We start from the raw sequence: 15,090 nt of genomic DNA, 5'->3' as shown, positions 1-15,090 counted from the left end.
GTTCCTTTCGGCGAGCGCGGCCGCCGTGCGCGGCGGCCGTGCCCGGATGTGACGGGGTCAGCGGCGCCGGGTGTGCCGGGCCAGCTTCGTCTGGACCTCGGCGACGATGCGTTCGACCTCCTCGGTCGCGTCGACGGGCACCCCCGGCTCGTCCTCCTCCAGCGGTTCCAGGTCCTCGAACTGCGAGGGCACGAGGGAGGCGGGCATGTAGTGGGACTTCCTGCTCTCGACGCGTGCGGTCGCCACGTCCTGGTCGATCGTCAGGTGCACGAAGAACGCGTCGGGCCGGGCCGCACGGAGCACCTCCCGGTAGATGCGCCGGAGCGCCGAGCAGGTGATCACCAGCCCCTCCTCCGCACCGGCCGCCCGCATACGGCCCGCGATGGCGGCCAGCCATCTGCTGCGGCTGCGGTCGTCGAGAGGGGTGCGGTTCTCCATCGACCGCACGTTGTCCTGGGTATGGAAGGAGTCCCCCTCCTCGAACGGCACCCTGAGCGAATCCGCCAGGTAGCGGCCCACGGTGCTCTTGCCGCATCCGCTGACCCCCATGACGACGACGGGTGGGCGCCGGGCGTGGAACAAGCCGGCCATGGCCTCCTGGAAACCGGCCCGGTGAGCGGGTGGCAGGCCGTTGGTGTTGAACTGGTCCAGGCCCGCCCGCAGCCGGTCGCGTACCCCGGGATCGCGCAGCCGTCCGCTGCGGATCTCGGCGAGGAGGGCCTCCGCGAACGCCTCCGCGGCCGTGGCCAGGCCCTGGTCGACGGCGTAGGCGAGCCCCATGTGCAGCCACATGGCGATCGGCTCCGGCCGGGTGGGATAGCTCTGGACGGTGTCGGCGCCTACGACGGCCCGCGCCGGCATGACCACCGCCTCCTGGTGGGTGCCGGCCCAGTCCCTGTCGATGCGGTGGTTGAGCGCCATGACGACCGGATGGGAGAGGCGGACGAACAGCTCGTTGCGCGAGCCGGCGAGGAGAGTGCGGTGGAAGGCCGCGTCCACGTCCCTGAAACGCCGGCGGATCGCCGCGCCCTTCTGTGGCTCCGCGAAGTCCGGGTCCTCGCTCAGGGCGAGCAGGGTCCGGGCTTGGCTGGTGAGGTCGTGGCAGATCTCCGCGGACCGGCTCAGAGCGGCGAGCCGGGCCGCGCGGGGCTCGATCACCTCGCGCAGCTCGGTCAGTGACCGCATCTGACTGTCGGGGGCCACCTCCAGACGCCATGCGATCACGTCGGGGTCCAGCAGGTCCCACCGCTCCAGCGCCTGAACCGTGGCCCCGATCCGCGGCTGCAGATTCACCAGGCCCTTCTGGTGCAGCGTCTGCAGGGCCTCGCGGGCCATGGGCCGGGTGACCTCGAACTCATGCGTGACGGCGTCCACGGTGAGGTGGTGGTCGCGGGGCTTGCCGCCCTCCACGATCTGGCAGCCCAGTCGCTCCACCACCTTCGCGGTGGAGCCCCGCAACGCGTCCTCGGATCCTTCGGGCAGGTCGGCTTCGGGACCAGTCATGGCGGCGATGCTAAGTCACAGGGGCACGTTGGTCAGCCATCCGAACACCGTTGGCAGGAGCGCGAATTGCCCTTGGGGCGCACGCCGGTGCACTCCGTACGCCATTACCGCCCCTTGTACGACTCCGAGGGCCACTGATGACGCATCAAGAGGCTTCTCTGACCTGGATCCCATGCGTAGCGTGGTCAGCCATCGAAATGTTGCGATGACGCCGAGGACCGGCCAGGCGAGTGGATGTGTGCCGTCCTACGGCCGGTGCCGACGCGCGGCAGCTGACGCAGGGCTGCCTCGTCCCACTTGTGACGCAGCCGCAGGAGAGCCGTATGCCCGAACCGACCTCGCCCCCGCCTCCACCGGAACGCTTGTCACTGCGCTGGGCGCTCATCCTCTTGGCAGCGGTGGTCGCGGGACTGCTGGCGGGCCTGCTGACGTACGCCCAGTCCCGCAACTGGCCGGCCTCGCTCCTGGCGGCGCTCGGAGCGAGCGGCGCTGCCCTGGTGAGCCTGCCCCTGCTGTTATGAAGCCTCGGCGGCCGGCCCATGAGCCAACCGACAACTCGATTTTTCTTGACAGATTTATTTGTCGGTACGATCCTGGAGCGGCGCCCCGGCACCCGGGCGGCCGAACAGACACGCACGAGAAACCGAGGAATCGCCCATGCGCACCCTGATCAGCACCGCCTTCGTCTCGCTCGACGGCGTCATGGAGGCGCCCGGCGGCGAACCCGGCTACCGCAACTCCGGCTGGACCTTCAAGGACGTCGAGTTCACCCCCGAGGCTTTCGAGATCAAGGAGCGGGAGCAGGCGGAGGCCGGCGCCGTGCTGCTGGGCCGGGTCAGCTACGAGGCGTTCAGCCGGGTGTGGCCGGACATGACGGAGTTCGCCCGGTACCGGACGCTGCCGAAGTACGTCGTCTCCACGACCCTCACCGAGGACGACCTGGTCTCCGACTGGGGCGAGACCACCGTCCTGCGCTCGCTCGACCAGGTCGCCGAGCTGAAGAAGACCGAGGGAGGGCCGATCATCGTCCACGGCAGCGCCTCCCTGAACCACGCCCTCTCGGACGCCGGCCTGATCGACCGCTACCACCTGCTCGTCCACCCGCTGCTGCTCGGCGCCGGCAAGCGCCTGTTCAGCACCACGGACAAGGACACCCAGAAGCTGAGGCTGGTCGAGCACGACGTCTACTCCAACGGCGTGCAGAAGCAGGTATTCGACGTCGTCCGCTGACCGGATCCGTCACGCGGCCGTGCCGTCGAGGTGGTGCTCAGTCGCGGTAGGCGGCGGCCGTGAGCTGGACGAACGAGCGGATCAGCGGATTGCCGTCGCCCTCGTTCCACGCCGCCACCACATGGCTCGGCGGCATGTCGATCAGGGGCGCCACGGTGAGCCCCTCCCCCGGCTCGTGGTCCAGGAGGGTCATGCCGACCGTGCCGTTCCACAGCACGGCTTGCCGGCATTCCTGGACGGTGCGCACCACCGGACCCTCGCGCGGCTCACCGCCGTGCCAGTACGACTGCCAGAGCGGATCGGTGCCCTCCGGGAACCGGAACCAGCGGCGGCCTGCCAGGTCGGCCGGCTTCAGGCGGTCGCGGCGGGCCAGCGGATCGTCGGCACGCAGCAACGCCCCCACCGGGTCGGACCGCAGCCCGTGCACGGACAGGCCGGTCCCGTCGAACGGCCCGCGGGTCAGGGCGACGTCGACCGCTCCGGTGTGCAGCCCGCAGGTGGGATCGGTCAGATCCGCCTCGCGGATGCGGACCTCCACGTTCGGGTGCCGCCGGCGGTAGGCGTCGGCCAGCCGGGTCGCTCGCGGGTCGGTGCTGTCGCCCAGGACGCCGACGGTGAGGGCCGCGGCGCCGGCCGCCGCGGCGACGCGCAGGCGTACCCGGTCGGCCCGGTCGAGCAGCTCACGCGCCTCCTCCAGCAGCACCGCACCCACCGGCGTGAGCGAGACACCGGCGGACGAGCGGTCGAACAGGGCGGCACCGACCTCGGTCTCCAGCCGCTTGATCGCCCGGCTCAGGGGCGGCTGGCTCATGTGCAGCCGGACGGCGGCCCGGCCGAGTGGAGTTCCTCGGCGACCGCCACGAAATACCGCAGACCGCGCAGCTCCATGCCCGGACGATACCCGTACGGCATCGAGGCCGCGGAACGGGTCTTGGACAGTCGCGGTCTCCCGCAGTGGAATCGGAGCATGACCGACGAACCGAAGACCAGTGAGCCGAACGCCGGCCCCGCCGTGTCGGTGGTCGGCCCGGAGGACGGCGAGACGATCCTCCTGGGCACCACACGCATGCGCGTCCTCGAAGACGGCAGCAACACCGGGCACCGCCTCGGGCTCGCCGAATCCGTCCTCGCGCCGCACACGCCCGGACCGCCGCAGCACCGCCACGCCCGGCACGACGAGGGCTTCTACGTCATCTCCGGCACGGTGCGCTTCACGGTCGGGGACGAGGAGTACGACGCGACGGCGGGCACACTCGTGATGGTCCCGCCCGGAGCGCCGCACACCTTCGCCAACACGACCGACCGACCCGCCGTCATGCTCAGCACGTTCACGCCCGACCTGTACGTGCAGTACTTCCGGGACCTGCGGGACATGTTCGCCGACGGCCGGGCGCCGGACCCGCAGGCCCACATCGAGGTGATGAGCCGTTACGCCACCGAGCCGGCCACCGACTTGACCTGACGCACGGACCCCGGCGGAGGGATTCAGCCGGCGGCGTGCGCCGTGACCTTGCCGTCGGCCTTCACATGACGGGTACGGGCCGAGCTCGCCAGCTTCTCGGCGGCCACTTCGGCGGTGAGATCCTGGATCTCCGCACCCGCCTCGACGGCCGCGCGCTTCACTTCGAGACCGATGCCGACGGACGTCTTGATGATGCCCCGCACCAGCGGTTTCGCCACTCTCTTGAGCAGCGGAGCCGTGATCAGGCCGACGAGGAAGGGAGGTACTACAGGGGGCATGGGTGAACCCTCTCTTGTGTACACAGCACGGGTGCCGCCGCCGCACGTTCCGGACACCTGGCCGGCAGCGCCGGGCGGAATTGCCCCCCACCGGAACACACGGTAGTCGGCCCTCCGCCGATGCGCCCGGGGAGGACGGCGCCTTTCATTCGTTCGGGCGGAGGCGCGCAGGAGCGGCCCGTGGCCGCGGAACGGGCTCAGAGCGGGTCGGGCGCGCCCGGCCTGCGCTCGTCCAGCAGTGAGGTCACCACCTGTACGACGAACTCGGGCACCCGGTCCGGAAAGTCGTGGCCGGTTCCCTCCGGGGTGTAGACCCTCCGGGCCGCATCGGAGGCCGCGAGGAAGCGTTCGCGCACGGTGAGGAAGAAGTGCCGTACCCGGGCGTTCTCCTCCGGGTCGTCCGCCGCGTCGAGGATCTCGCCGCCGCCCGTCAGATCGCGTGGCGCCACGAGAAGGAGCGGGAGCGAGCCGAGTTCGCCGTCGTGCACGACGGTGTGCCAGCCGGCCCTGGTGATCCCGTCCGGGGACAGCTCCCGCAGGATCGACGCCGCGGCGCAGCTCGCCCTGGTCCTCGTCTCGACCGCGGCGAGAATCCGCGCCGGGTCCTCGGCAGGGGCCTCGTGCCTGCGTGCGAGCGGGTGGAGGCCGAAGAGGTGGCGCACCGCGACGGCGGTCTGGTCCCGCACGGCGTGCCGCAGGGCCGGGACCGGGGGGCCGAAGGCGATGACGTCGGGCGGTGTGGGATCGAGCAGCACCAGACCGGCCATCAGGTCGGGGCGGCGCCTGGCGGCATTGGCCATGAGCAGCCCGCCGAAGGAGTGCCCCACCAAGACGTAGGGCCCCCGCTCACCGGCCCCCTCCAGCGCCGTCAGCAGTTCCACGGCCTCCGCCGCCGTCGTGCGCGGGAAGGGGCCCGGGTCGCTCCAGCCGGAGCCCGGACGGTCCACCAGGACCGAACGCGTCCGGGTCCGCGCCAGCGCGTGCAGCCGGTACATGGCGTATCCGCCGGCGTGGCCGCCCGGCATCCAGACCACGGTCGGCCCCGTTCCGGCGTCTCCCTCGGCGAGGACGTGCATGCGGTGGCCGCCCACGTCGACCATGCGTCCGGGAGGCGGGTACCGCACCCGTACCCGGGCCACCTGCACCAGATGGCGCAGCGACCCGAGACCGAGCGCGAGGGCCACGGCGCAGAGCACACCGCCGAGAACCCGCCAGCCGGTTCCGAGGGTCAGGCACCAGACGCCCGCGACGGCCGGCAGCAGGGCGACGGCAGACCCGGCCCAGTCCCGGCCGAGCAGCCGGAGTACCGCGTCGCGGACGCGTGTGCCCGGTCGCATGGATCCCTCCGTCCCGGTCTCCGTGGCACCGCCAGGGACACCGGGCGCCGCGGCACCCGGCACAAGCATCGTCCCCTGGGAATGCCCCGGGCGCCATGTGCGGCGGATCCGGGCTCACCCCCGGCGGCCGTGCGTGAGCACCGCGGCGCCGGCTCGCGCCGGCCCGGGCGGTTCCGCCGACGGCACGTCATGTACGAGGTGCCAGGCGTGCCGCCACGTCCGCGACCACTTCGGCCTCGTGGCGCACCAGGTAGAAGTGGTCCCCCGGGAACGAGCGCAGCTCGAAGGAGCCCGGGGCGGCGAGGTCGGACCAGCCGCGGACCCGGTCCGGTACGCAACTCGGGTCGTCCCGGCCGACGTACGCGGTGATCGGTGCCTTCACCGGAGCCGGGTGCGCAGGGTGGTAGCCCTCGATGAGCCGGTAGTCCGAGCGGAGCGCGGGCAGCAGCAGGTCGCGCAGCTCAGGGATGTCGTAGGCCTCCCCGTGCAGGTCGCCGAGCTGCCGGACATGGGCGATCAGGGTGTCGTCGTCGGTGCCGCTCAGCACGGTGTGTTCGGCCCGGTGGGGGGCCGCGCGCGCGGAGACCAGCAGGTGTTCGGGGACGATGCCGCGGGCCTCCAGCCGCAGCGCCAGCTCGTAGGCGACGCAGGCGCCCATGCTGTGTCCGAAGAGCGCCGTCGGCCGGTCGAGCCAGGGCCGCAGGGCGTCCTCGATCGTGTCGGCCAGGGTGGCCATGTCCTCGATGCAGGCTTCCGCGAACCGGTCCTGGCGGCCGGGGTAGCGCACCGCGAGCACCTCCACGTCCGGCGGCAGCAGCGCGGGCCAGCCGTGGAACAGCTGTGCCGTGCCGCCGGCGTGCGGCAGGCACACCAGCCGGAGCCGGGGGTCCGCCGCGCGCTTGTGGACCCGGAACCACTTCTTCACGTCGTACGCCGTCATCGTTACCGGCGACCGCCCGGCTGAAGGGAGTTGAGCCTGGAGAGGAAGGTGGGGAGCTGCTCCACCGCCCTCCTCGGCACGTACGTGGTCTGCACCGTGTGGCGCAGGCGGTCGGTCACGACGAGTTTGTAGGCGCCGTCCTCCTGGATGAGTTCGGCCGAGTACAGGGGTGTCGCGGACGCGGACATCTGGCCTGCCTCCATCAGGGTGCCGCCTTCTCCAGCCATGCCTTCCACTCCTCCGTCGTCTGCTTCTCGTCGATGGCGCCGGTGAACATGTGGTGGCCGAGCCAGATCGGCCAGTTCCAGGTGTGCCCGTTGAAGAAGCGGTACAGCCCGTCGGCGGTGCGCAGGCCGAGGAAGTCCCCGCTGAGGAAGTCCACGACGGCGTCCCGGGGTCCGCCGAGGCCGTCCGGTACGGCGAAGCGCACCGTGTCGCCGGCGGCGGTCCCCTCGCCGACGCCCGCGTGCCGGAGCAGTGCGGTGAACACGTCGGCATGCGCGGGTGCCGCGGGCCTGTCCGCCTTGATGTACGTGGCGGGGCGCCCTTCGAAGTGGCGCAGGTACTCGGCGAGGCTGTGCTGGTAGAAGTCGACGTGCTTCTCGGCGGCGTCGGCGCGGGTGCCCCAGCCGTCGTCGGGGGTGCCGGTGTGCACCCAGTGGATCCCCATGGAGAGCCGGGCGGTGCCGTCGTCCCCGGCCTCGACGGCGTAGCTGAGGGTGTTGGAGAAGCCCTTGCCGTCCTCGGAACGGCAGGCGAAGCGGTGCGGCGGCTCCCATTCCACGACGGTGGCCCGGCCGCGCGTGACGGCGCCGCCGACGCGCGGCTCGACCTCCATGGGGTAGAGCCAGCCGAGGTTGCCGGCTCCGGTGGCGACCGCGTTCCAGACTTGTTGGGGCGTGGCCGGAAGGTGCTGCTCCCGGCGCACCCGGAATTCCCGGGACATGGGCGGTGACTCCTCGGATCAGTGCTGCGGTGGTGTGCGGTAGGTGACGGGCAGAGCGGCCAGGCGCCGCTGCAGGGGGTTGGGGCGCCATTCCAGCCGGTCGGTGGCCAGGCGCAGGTCCGGCAGCCGGCGGACGAGCGTGCCGATGGCCAGCTCGGTCTCCAGCCGGGCCAGTGGCGCGCCGAGGCAGAAGTGGGGTCCGTTGCCGAAGCCCAGGTGCCGGCCGGCGGGGCGGGTCAGGTCGAACCGGTCCGGTTCCCCGAAGCGTTCGGGGTCGCGGTTGGCGGCGGCGAGGACCAGGTAGACCAGGTCTCCGGCGCCCAGGGTGCGCTCGCCGAAGGCGATCTCGTCGGCCACCACGCGCACGATCGCCTGTGTCGGCGAGTCGTAGCGCACCGTCTCCTCGACCGCCGGCCGGATCAGCGCGGGATCGGCGCGCAGCCTGTCCAGCTGGCCGGGGTTGCGGAGCAGCGCGAGGGTGCCGTTGCCGATCAGGTGGGTGGTGGTCTCGTCGCCCGCGGTGATGAGCATGAAGCAGGTGGACAGCAGCTCTGAGTCGGTGAGCTCGTCGCCGCGCCCCTGGGTGGCGACGAGCCCGCTGATCAGGTCGTCCCCGGGGGCGTCCCGCCGCAGGGCGACGAGCCACATCAGGTACTCCTCGAACTGGTCCACCACCTCCACGGCCCTGTCGATGTCCTCCGTGAGCCGGCCCAGCGCACGGAACCAGTCCTTGACGCGCGCGCGGTCGGCCTCCGGGATCCCGAACAGCTCGCAGACCGCGGAGTGCGGCAGGGGCGAGGCGAGGGCGGTGATCACGTCGGTCTCCGGCCCCGCCTCCACCGCGGTGTCGAGGAGCTGGTCGACGAGCGCCTGGACGCGGTCCCGGAGCGCCTCGACCCGCCGGGCGGTGAACGCCCTGTTGACCAGCTTGCGCAGCCGGGCGTGCTCCGGCGGGTCGGTGTTCGTCATCACGCGCCCGAGTCGCGCGGTGAGCCTGCTGAGGTCCCGCAGGCTGCCGTCCCGGGCGCCGAGGGCGCGGGTCATCCGGTCGCGGTCGTTGGACAGCCTCAGGTCGCCCAGGGCCCGCTCCACGTCCGCGTACCGGGTCAGGTACCAGATGCCCTGCGCACTGCGGTACACCGGGCAGTCCCGGCGCATGCGGGCGTAGAGCGGGTACGGGTCGCGGCGGAACTCCGGGGAGAGCATCGCCGCGGTGATCTCGTCGGGGCCGGCGTGCGGGCCGGCCGGAGGGTCGTCGGTGGTGGTCGCCATGTGACGGGCTACTCCTGACCGTCCATCGCGTCCGCGAGGCTCTTGGGCCGCATGTCGGTCCAGTGCTCCTCGACGTGGGCGAGGCACGCCTCCCGGGTGTCCTCCGGGCGTGCGACGGTCCAGCCGTCGGGGACGTCGGCGAAGGACGGCCACAGGGAGTGCTGGTTCTCCTCGTTGACGAGCACGAGGTAGCGGCCGTCGTTGTCCTCGAAGGGGTTGGTCATGGTCAGTGCTCCTGACAGGTCGTCGGGTTCGGTGCGGTCCGGGTGATCTCGGCGATCTTCGCCGCGAGGATGGGCCCGATCTGGGCCAGCGAACCGGGCTGGGTCATGCGGTCGTGGCGGGTGGTGATGTAGTGGGAGTCGATCGGTCCGGTGACGTAGGGCTGCCAGATCCCGGCGTCCGCCGAGTCGTCCGTCCGGTCGATGGTGGAGTTGAACAGCAGCATCTCGCCGTCGAAGACGTCCGGTTCGTGGGCGAGCGCGAGCCGCGCGTTGTTGATCATGATGGCGACGACGGCCTCGATGTGGTGTTCCTCCAGGCTGGCCAGGGCGCTGCCGCGACGCCGGAGGATCTCCACGACCTCGGGGTAGGTCAGCGGCGCGTCGCCCAGTTCGTCCGGGTCGCAGTCGAGCACGCCGACCAGCACGTCCCGTTCGGTGGGGACGGGTGCCTCGTCGAAGTCGACGTCCTTGACCGGGTAGGCGTCGAGGATCGCCAGCAGCGAGGTGCGCTCGCCCCGCCGCTGCAGCTCGGTGGCGATCGCGTGGGCGATGAGGCCGCCCGCGGACCAGCCGAGCAGCATGTAGGGGCCCTGTGGCTGGATCTTGCGGATCTGGTCGGCGTAGTCGGCCGCCATCTCCTGGTAGGAAGTGGGCCGCGGTTCGGGCCGGCCGAGGCTGCGCGCCTGGATGGCGTAGACCGGGTGCTCGGGCCCGAGGTGGGTCAGCAGACCGCTGTAGCTCCAGCTGATGCCGCCGCCCGGGTGGATGCAGAACAGCGGGGTGCTGTCCCCGGTGGAGCGCAGGGGCAGGACCACGTCGAAGGCGTCCTCGGGGTCACCCGTCGCCAGGCGCTCCGACAGGCCGGCGACCGTGGGCGCCTCGAACAGGGTGCGCAGCCCGAGCCCGATGCCCAGGGTCTCGCGGATCCGGGAGACCAGGCGGGCGGCGAGCAGCGAGTGTCCGCCGAGGTCGAAGAAGCCGTCGTCGATGCGGACCCGGTCGCGGCCGAGGACCTCGGCGAACAGGTCGCACAGCAACTGCTCCTGCGGTGTGCGCGGGCCCCGGCCGGGTCCGGACGTGCCGTACTCGGGGGCTGGTAGCGCGGCGCGGTCCAGCTTGCCGTTGCGGGTCAGCGGCAGCGCGTCCAGGGTGACGAACGCCGACGGGACCATGTACTCCGGGAGCGTGCGCCGCAACCGGTCGGCCAGGTCCTCGGGATCGGGTGCATCGCCGGGCACGGGCACCACGTAGGCGACGAGCCGCTTGTCCCCGGGCCGGTCCTCGCGGACGACGACCGCGGTCCGGGCGACCGGGGGGCAGCCGGCGAGCACGGTCTCGATCTCGCCGGGCTCGATCCGGAAGCCGCGCAGTTTGACCTGGTCGTCGGCGCGACCGGTGAACTCCAGTCGGCCGTCGGCCAGTCGCCGGACCACATCTCCGGTGCGGTACATTCGGCCGCCCGCCGGTCCGTGCGGGTCGGCGACGAACCGCTCGGCGGTCAGCGCCGGGCGGCCGACGTAGCCGCGGGCGAGTCCGGTCCCGGCGATGTACAGCTCGCCGACGACGCCCGGCGGGACCAGGCGCAGCCCGGGGTCGAGCACATGGAGCCGCATGTTCGCCATGGGCCGGCCGATCGGCACGCCGAGTGCGGTGTCCGGTGGCGTGGCCATGCGGTGGTGGGCGGCGAAGGTGGTGGTCTCGGTGGGTCCGTAGCCGTTGACCACGTGCAGGCCGGGGCAGGCCTCCATCACCCTGGCCACCGCCCTGGCCGGGACCACGTCACCGCCGGTCCACACCTCGCGGACACCGTCGAAGGCGTCCGGGCGTTCCTCGGCGACGAGGCTGAACAGGCCGGCCGTCAGCCACATCCCGGTGACGTCGTTGTCCGCGAGCGCCTGCCGCAGCGCCTCCGTGTCCAGCTGTCCGGGCGGGGCCATGACGATCCGGCCGCCGCCCAGCAGGGGGACCCACAGCTCGTAGGTGGAGGCGTCGAACGCGGTCGGGGAGTGCAGCAGCACCCGCTCGTGGGCGCCGCCGCGCCAGCAGGGGGCGAGGGCCAGACCGGCCACGTCGTGGTGGGTGACGCCGATGCCCTTGGGGTGCCCGGTCGAGCCGGAGGTGTACATCACGTAGGCCAACTGGCCTGCGTGGAAGCAAATTTGAGGATCGGTGGTACGTGTCTCGGCCCGGCCGAGCGCGGTGAGCACGTCGTCGGTGAGGACCAGCGCGGCACCGGTCTCCCGCACGATCAGGTCGACGCGCGAGGACGGGAAGCGAGGGTCGAGCGGGACGTAGGCACCGCCGGCCTTGACGATCGCCAGGATGGCCACGACCAGTTCCGGGGAGCGCTCCAGCTGCACCGCCACCGCCGTCTCCGGCCGCACTCCCTGCCCGATCAGGGCATGGGCGAGGCGGTTGGCCCGCGCGTCCAGTTCGGCGTAGGTGAGCGTGGTCGTACCGCTGACGACCGCCACCGCGTCCGGGGTCGCGCGTACCCGGGCGGCGAACAGCTCGGGCAGCCCGGCCTCGGGCAGTTCCACGTCCTCGTGCCCGGCGAGCAGCTGCCGCCGTTCGTCGTCGGACACCGTGTCGATCCGGCTGACCGGCAGCCGCGGGTCGGCGACGACGGCCCGCAGCAGCCGGGTCCAGCGGGCGAAGAGCGCCTCGACGGTCTCGGGTTCGAACAGGTCGGTGGCGTACTCCACCGCGCCGAGGATTCCCGCGGGGCTGCCGTCGGACCCGTGCTGTTCGGTCAGGCTGAACGTGAGGTCCACCCGGGCCGTGCCGGTCGGCGCCGCCCGGTGTCCCACGTCCAGACCGGGCAGGGCGAAGTCGGCCGCGGGGGCGTTCTGCAGCGCCAGCATGACCTGGAACAGCGGGTGGTGGGCGAGGGACCGGGCCGGGTTGAGGACCTCGACCAGGTACTCGAACGGCACGTCCTGGTGGGCGTAGGCGGCCAGGGCCGTCCGCCGGACGCGGCCGAGGAGTTCGGCGAAGTCCGGATCGCCCGAGGTGTCGGTGCGCAGCACGAGGGTGTTGACGAAGAAGCCGACGAGGTCGTCCAGGGCCTGGTCGACGCGCCCCGCGATCGGGCTGCCCAACGGGATGTCGTCGCCCGCGCCGAGCCTGCTGAGCAGTGCGGCCAGGCCCGCCTGCAGGACCATGAACACGCTCGCGCCGTGGGCAGTGGCCAGCTCCCGCAGCCCCCGGTGGAGCTCGGCGTCCATCCGTACCGCCACCTGGCCGCCGCGGTGCGAGGCGGTGGCGGGGCGGGGCCGGTCCGCCGGCAGCGTGATCTGCTCGGGCAGTCCCGCCAACGCGTGTTTCCAGTGGGCCAGTTGGGTCGCGAAGCGGCTGTCCGGGTCGGACGCCTCACCGAGCAGCTCCCGCTGCCACAGGGTGTAGTCGGCGTACTGCACCGGCAGCGGGGACCACACGGGCTCCTCGCCCTGGCACCGGGCCGCGTAGGCCGTCGCCAGGTCCCGGGAGAGCGGGCCCATGGACCAGCCGTCGCCCGCGATGTGGTGCACCACGACCAGCAGGAGGTGCTCCTCGGGCGCGAGCGCGAACAGCTCGGCCCGAAGCGGTGGTTCGGTGTCGAGGGCGAACCCTCGCCGGGCGGCCTGGGCCAGCCGTTCGGGCAGCCCGGCCTCGTCGGTGTCGGTCACCGGCAGGTCCGGCCGGGCCTGCCCGGGGGTGAGCACGTGCTGGTGGGGGACACCGCCTTCGGCGGGGAAGACGGTGCGCAGGCTCTCGTGGCGGGCCACCACGTCCGCGAGGGCCGCCCGCAGCGCCTGCCGGTCGAGCGTGCCGGTCAGCCGCAGGGCGAGCGGCATGTTGTACGTGGCGCTCTCCCCGTCCATCTGGTGCAGGAACCACAGGCGGCGCTGCGCGTGGGACAGCGGCACCCGTCCGGGGCGCGGGTACGCGGTCAGGGTGGGCCTGGCCGCCTGTCCGGCCTCGTCCAGCCGCTGGGCGAGCCCGGCGACGGTCGGCGTCTCGAACAGGACGCGTACGTCGAGTTCGGCGCCGAGGACGGCCCGGACGCGGGAGACCAGGCGGGTGGCCAGAAGCGAGTGGCCCCCCAGGTCGAAGAAGTTGTCGTCGACCCCGACCCGCGGCAGTGCGAGGACGTCCGCGAAGAGTTCCGCGAGGAGCTGTTCCTGGGGGGTGCGGGGCGCCCTGCCGGCGGCCGCGGAGCCGAGGTCGGGCGCGGGCAGCGCGGCGCGGTCCAGCTTTCCGCCGGGGGTCAGCGGCAGCGCGTCCAAGGCGACGAAGGCGGCGGGCACGAGATGGTCGGGGAGCCGGTCCCGCGCCCAGTCCCGCAGCTCGGCCAGGAGGGCGCCGGTGGCGCGGACCCCGGCCGGGTCGTTGGTCAGCGGGGCACCGGTGCGGGCCGGCCGGCCAAGGCCGTCGGGCACGCCCGAGGGCAGCCGGGACAGGTCGGCGAGGACCACGTCCATCGCGTCGTCCGCCGTACCGGACCAGGTCACGCCCACCCAGCGGCCGTACTCGGCGCCGAGGGCGTGGAACTCCTCCGGATCGGCGGGTCCGTCGTCGCCGTCCAGGGCGTGGAGGCGTTCCAGCAGCTCGGGCAGCGGGGTGTCGCCGGACCGCAGGGCCCGGGCGAGCGCGGCCTCCCGGGTGACGCGGCCGTTCGGCACGCCGGTGACCCGCAGCACAGCCGGGTCCCGCTCGGCGAGGAGGCTGCGCAGGGCGTCCAGGCTCTCCCACGGCACCTCGGTCCGATCGTCCAGCGGGAGCGGGGCGACGGGCTGCTTGTGCAGGGTGACGTCGTAGCGGTAGCGGGTCAGCTCGTTGTGGTGGCGGCCGCGCTTGAGCTGGACGGTCACGGCGCCCAGGCCGTCGAGGCGGTCGCGCAGAGCGGCGAAGTAGTCCGGGTCGACCAGGAGTTCCTTCTCGACGCGCAGCGCCTGCTCCACCGCGCGGCGCACCGTGGCGAGGTCGGTGCCGGGGTGAGTCTTGTGCAGCTGCACGGCGGTGGTCAGCGACCGCAGCAGACGCAGGTTGCGGACGTCCCCGATGAACAGGGTTCCGCCGGGGGCGAGGAGCCCCGTCAGCCGGTCGATGACCTCGCCGAGGTACGCGGCGGTCGGGAAGTACTGGACGACGGAGTTGAGCACGATCGTGTCGAAGGTGCCGGCGGGCAGCCCCTCGGTGTCGTGCGCGGGCTGCGTCCGCAGCACGACCCGTTCCGCCAGGCCCGGTTCGTGGCTCACCTGCCGGGCGAGTGCGTCGATGGCCGTCGCGGAGAAGTCCGTGGCCCAGTACGCCTCGCATTCCGGGGCGAGTTGCGAGAGCAGCAGACCGGTGCCGACTCCGACTTCCAGCACCCGGCGGGGGCGCAGGCCGCGGATGCGCTCGACGGTGGCGTCGCGCCACTCCCGCATCTGCTCCACGGGGATCGGGCTCGCGTCGTAACTGCTGTTCCAGCCGGTGAAGTTCTGGCCGAACGAGGTGTCTCCCGCGGTCACGGGCAACGCGTCGTAGATCTCCCGCCACTCCCCCACGTGGTCCTGTTCGACGCCGTGGTCGCGGTCGGCTCGTGTGCCGGGGCGGGCCACCACGTACGCGACGAGCTGTTTGTCGTCGGCACGGTCCTGGCGGGCGACGACGGCTGCCTGGGTCACGTCGGGGTGGCCGGTGAGCACGGACTCCACCTCGCCTGGTTCGATACGGAACCCGCGGATCTTGACCTGCTGGTCGGCCCGGCCGACGAACTCCAGGTCCCCGTCCGCGCGCCGTCGTACCAGGTCGCCGGTGCGATACATCCGGCCACCCACCGGACCGTACGGGTCGGCGACGAACCGCTCCGCGGTCAGCCCCGGCCGCCTGAGATAACCACGCGCCAGACCGGCACCCGCCACGTACAGCTCA

General features: G+C 72.6%; 12 protein-coding genes and 1 pseudogene. 3 read left to right on the top strand and 10 right to left on the bottom strand.

Features of this window, described 5'->3' with window-relative positions; translation table 11 throughout:
* Window positions 1-57 precede the first annotated feature (57 nt).
* The gene (locus ACWEN3_RS08345; RefSeq protein WP_452967253.1) at window positions 58-1,503 is read right to left on the bottom strand and encodes a gluconokinase, GntK/IdnK-type; all 1,446 of its coding nucleotides are present in this window, start codon (window positions 1,501-1,503) and stop codon (window positions 58-60) included.
* Window positions 1,504-1,826: 323 nt separating this feature from the next.
* Here ACWEN3_RS08345 and ACWEN3_RS08340 point away from each other — a divergent pair, with 323 nt between their 5' ends.
* Entirely contained in the window at window positions 1,827-2,024 is a 198-nt protein-coding gene (locus ACWEN3_RS08340; protein ID WP_452967250.1) for a hypothetical protein, read from the top strand.
* A gap of 136 nt (window positions 2,025-2,160) precedes the next feature.
* The gene (locus ACWEN3_RS08335) at window positions 2,161-2,733 is read left to right on the top strand and encodes a dihydrofolate reductase family protein (RefSeq protein WP_452967247.1); all 573 of its coding nucleotides are present in this window, start codon (window positions 2,161-2,163) and stop codon (window positions 2,731-2,733) included.
* Between the two features lie 37 nt (window positions 2,734-2,770).
* Here the strand turns inward: ACWEN3_RS08335 and ACWEN3_RS08330 are convergent.
* Window positions 2,771-3,621: pseudogene (locus tag ACWEN3_RS08330) on the bottom strand (LysR substrate-binding domain-containing protein).
* Window positions 3,622-3,700: 79 nt separating this feature from the next.
* Here ACWEN3_RS08330 and ACWEN3_RS08325 point away from each other — a divergent pair.
* The gene (locus ACWEN3_RS08325) at window positions 3,701-4,195 is read left to right on the top strand and encodes a cupin domain-containing protein (protein WP_452967244.1); all 495 of its coding nucleotides are present in this window, start codon (window positions 3,701-3,703) and stop codon (window positions 4,193-4,195) included.
* Window positions 4,196-4,218: 23 nt separating this feature from the next.
* Here ACWEN3_RS08325 and ACWEN3_RS08320 read toward each other — a convergent pair whose 3' ends face one another.
* The 8 genes from ACWEN3_RS08320 to ACWEN3_RS08285 form a co-directional block, all read right to left on the bottom strand.
* Entirely contained in the window at window positions 4,219-4,473 is a 255-nt protein-coding gene (locus tag ACWEN3_RS08320; RefSeq protein WP_452967241.1) for a DUF5132 domain-containing protein, read from the bottom strand.
* A 197-nt stretch (window positions 4,474-4,670) separates the two neighbouring features.
* Window positions 4,671-5,810 (bottom strand): alpha/beta fold hydrolase, encoded by a 1,140-nt coding sequence (locus tag ACWEN3_RS08315; protein ID WP_452967238.1) that lies wholly within the window; start codon window positions 5,808-5,810, stop codon window positions 4,671-4,673.
* A 187-nt stretch (window positions 5,811-5,997) separates the two neighbouring features.
* The gene (locus tag ACWEN3_RS08310; RefSeq protein WP_452967235.1) at window positions 5,998-6,750 is read right to left on the bottom strand and encodes a thioesterase II family protein; all 753 of its coding nucleotides are present in this window, start codon (window positions 6,748-6,750) and stop codon (window positions 5,998-6,000) included.
* A 2-nt stretch (window positions 6,751-6,752) separates the two neighbouring features.
* Window positions 6,753-6,977 carry a hypothetical protein gene (locus ACWEN3_RS08305; protein ID WP_452967232.1) on the bottom strand — a complete coding sequence of 75 codons (225 nt, stop codon included), beginning with the start codon at window positions 6,975-6,977 and terminating at the stop codon, window positions 6,753-6,755.
* Window positions 6,953-7,696, bottom strand: coding sequence for an SRPBCC family protein (locus ACWEN3_RS08300; RefSeq protein WP_452967229.1), 744 nt, complete (start codon window positions 7,694-7,696; stop codon window positions 6,953-6,955). Before ACWEN3_RS08300 ends, ACWEN3_RS08305 begins: the two co-directional genes overlap by 25 nt.
* Window positions 7,697-7,714: 18 nt before the next feature.
* Window positions 7,715-8,968 carry a cytochrome P450 gene (locus tag ACWEN3_RS08295; RefSeq protein WP_452967226.1) on the bottom strand — a complete coding sequence of 418 codons (1,254 nt, stop codon included), beginning with the start codon at window positions 8,966-8,968 and terminating at the stop codon, window positions 7,715-7,717.
* Window positions 8,969-8,976: 8 nt separating this feature from the next.
* A complete protein-coding gene (locus ACWEN3_RS08290; RefSeq protein ID WP_452967223.1) occupies window positions 8,977-9,192 on the bottom strand; it encodes an MbtH family protein in 216 nt (71 codons plus the stop codon).
* Window positions 9,193-9,194: 2 nt separating this feature from the next.
* On the bottom strand, window positions 9,195-15,090 hold a 5,896-nt coding region (locus ACWEN3_RS08285), incomplete at its 5' end, for an amino acid adenylation domain-containing protein (protein ID WP_452967220.1).

It is taken from the genome of Streptomyces sp. NPDC004561 (assembly GCF_053602155.1).
The sequence above is the reverse complement of the archived record's forward strand: the minus strand, read 5'-3'. Positions and strand labels throughout refer to the sequence as shown.